Source organism: Sphingobium limneticum (assembly GCF_008710155.1).
Taxonomy (GTDB): domain Bacteria; phylum Pseudomonadota; class Alphaproteobacteria; order Sphingomonadales; family Sphingomonadaceae; genus Sphingobium; species Sphingobium limneticum.
Map to the genome: position 1 here is coordinate 1 of NZ_VYPZ01000079.1, position 1,884 is coordinate 1,884.

General features: G+C 59.3%; 3 protein-coding genes. 2 read left to right on the plus strand and 1 reads right to left on the minus strand.

Translation table 11 applies throughout. The features are described from left to right. Together F4U94_RS24890 and F4U94_RS24005 are read left to right on the plus strand one after the other, a co-directional pair. Positions 1-197, plus strand: a 197-nt coding sequence (locus F4U94_RS24890) for a hypothetical protein (protein ID WP_211363333.1), incomplete at its 5' end; no start/stop codon positions are given. Positions 198-323: 126 nt separating this feature from the next. Beyond that, the gene (locus F4U94_RS24005) at positions 324-1,358 is read left to right on the plus strand and encodes an IS110 family RNA-guided transposase (RefSeq protein WP_010338606.1); all 1,035 of its coding nucleotides are present in this window, start codon (positions 324-326) and stop codon (positions 1,356-1,358) included. Positions 1,359-1,647: 289 nt separating this feature from the next. Here the strand turns inward: F4U94_RS24005 and F4U94_RS24010 are convergent, their stop codons facing one another. Further along, complete coding sequence (locus tag F4U94_RS24010; RefSeq protein WP_037474020.1) at positions 1,648-1,842, minus strand: hypothetical protein; 195 nt, start codon at positions 1,840-1,842, stop codon at positions 1,648-1,650. Between the last annotated feature and the right edge of the window lie 42 nt (positions 1,843-1,884).

A 1,884-nucleotide genomic window follows, 5' to 3' on the forward strand; every position in this document is an offset into this window, starting at 1 on the left:
CCCGCTGCTCCACCACCATACGAACCGCCCGCTCGCGGACTTCAGGTGAAAATTTGTTGGTTGTCTTGCTCATAACGGATGCTCCTTCTCACAAGTTGGAGCCTCCTGGAAACCCGGGGCGCTTCAGTTGCCCGGTGTCGTTTGTAGCACTTGCCGATCACCGCGCCGGTGGCGATATCGAGCGCCGCGAACAGTGATGTCGTACCGTTGCGGACGTAAGTATGAGAGGGCATAGCGTGGATGGTACGCTAAACGATGGAGTGGATGGCTCCCGCTCACCGGCTGAGGCAGACTGCCTCGGCTGAAGAGCGAGGAGACGGACGATGAGTGAGATTGTCACGATTGGGCTGGATATCGCGAAGTCGGTGTTCCAGGTCCATGGTGTAGACGCTGCGGGTCAGGTGGTTGTGACCCGGCAATTGAAGCGCGGACAGATGTTGAAGTTTTTCGCGGCATTGCCTCCGGTTCTGATCGGGATCGAAGCCTGCGGAACGGCGCATCACTGGGGTCGGCAGCTCCAGAACCTGGGCCACGACGTAAAACTCATCCCGCCGATCTACGTGAAACCTTACGTCAAGCGGCAGAAGAACGATGCCGCCGATGCCGAAGCGATTTGCGAGGCGGTGACGCGGCCGACAATGCGGTTCGTCGAAATCAAGTCAGTTGACCAGCAGGCTGGCGGCGTGCTGCACAAAACGCGGGCACTGCTGATCAAGCAGCGGACGATGATGTTCAATGCCGTGCGCAGCCATCTGGCCGAATTCGGTCTTGTGACGGGTACCGGCGTGGCGCAGGTGGTGCGCATGGTCGATCGGCTTGCGAAAGGGGACGAACTCGATCTTCCGGAACTGGCGCGCGAGACACTCGGCGTCTTAGCGCGCCACATTCAGGAACTGCAGGACAAGCTCACCGGGATCGATAAGCAGTTGACCCGCTGGCATTATCGCAACGACGTCAGCAACATCCTTGAAACCATCCCCGGCGTTGGTGTGATCACCGCCTCGGCGCTCGCGTCGATGGTGACCAACGCGCAGAGCTTCAGGTCGGCCCGCCATTTCGCCGCCTGGCTTGGACTCGTGCCCCGGCAAAACTCGTCAGGTGGCAAGACCCGCCTGGGCAAGATTACCAAGGGCGGCAATCGCTACCTGCGACAATTGCTGGTCGTCGGTGCGACTTCAGTGCTGCGGCATGTCCGGGCGGGCAGCGTCAAAGGCTTTGAATGGGCCAAAGCCTTGCTTGATCGCCGTCCGCCCAAGGTCGTGGCCGTTGCTCTGGCCAACAAGATGGCGCGTATTGCATGGGTGGTGATGACGCGCGGCGTCGAGTATGAAAGAAAGGAATTGGCGATCGCAGCCTGATTGGCAGGCGATGGCAAAACAAGGTTGAGGTGTGAAGACCGACTGAAGGCAAGCCATTCGATCCACCGAGCTTCGGCAAACCTGCTTAGCGTACAGGACTTCGAGTCCGCGTAAACGATGAGGAGGCCAGGGCTGGCGGAATCCTTCAAGGCCAGCAGCCGTATAAAGGCTGCACATAAAGGCCGGACACGCGACTGCACTCGATATGGCATGTCAGAACGTCAGAAAATCGCACCGCAACGCGGGAGCCATCCACACGCAACGCTAAGGGCGAACAATCAGCGAACGCTTAGGCGGCGCGGCTATCCGGCGGCAGATTGAGGGCCTTGCGGCCAGCGGAAGCGGCTGCTCGATCCCAGAGGAAATCGCCCGAGAAAGCAATATGCTCCCAACCTACTGGGCCCAGTCGGCCCCAAGCTGCGATTTTGGCCAAGTCGGAGAACGTTTTGGGAACGTGGCATTCGGTATTGACGATGGAAATCATAGAAGAGGACAGTTCGCTCCATCATAGGGAGTGGGTTGATGG

Excerpts from the sequence above, each read along its gene's own strand:
- F4U94_RS24005 (WP_010338606.1), top strand. The coding sequence starts at position 324 with ATGAGTGAGATTGTCACGATTGGGCTGGATATCGCGAAGTCGGTGTTC.
- F4U94_RS24010 (WP_037474020.1), bottom strand. The coding sequence starts at position 1,842 with ATGATTTCCATCGTCAATACCGAATGCCACGTTCCCAAAACGTTCTCC.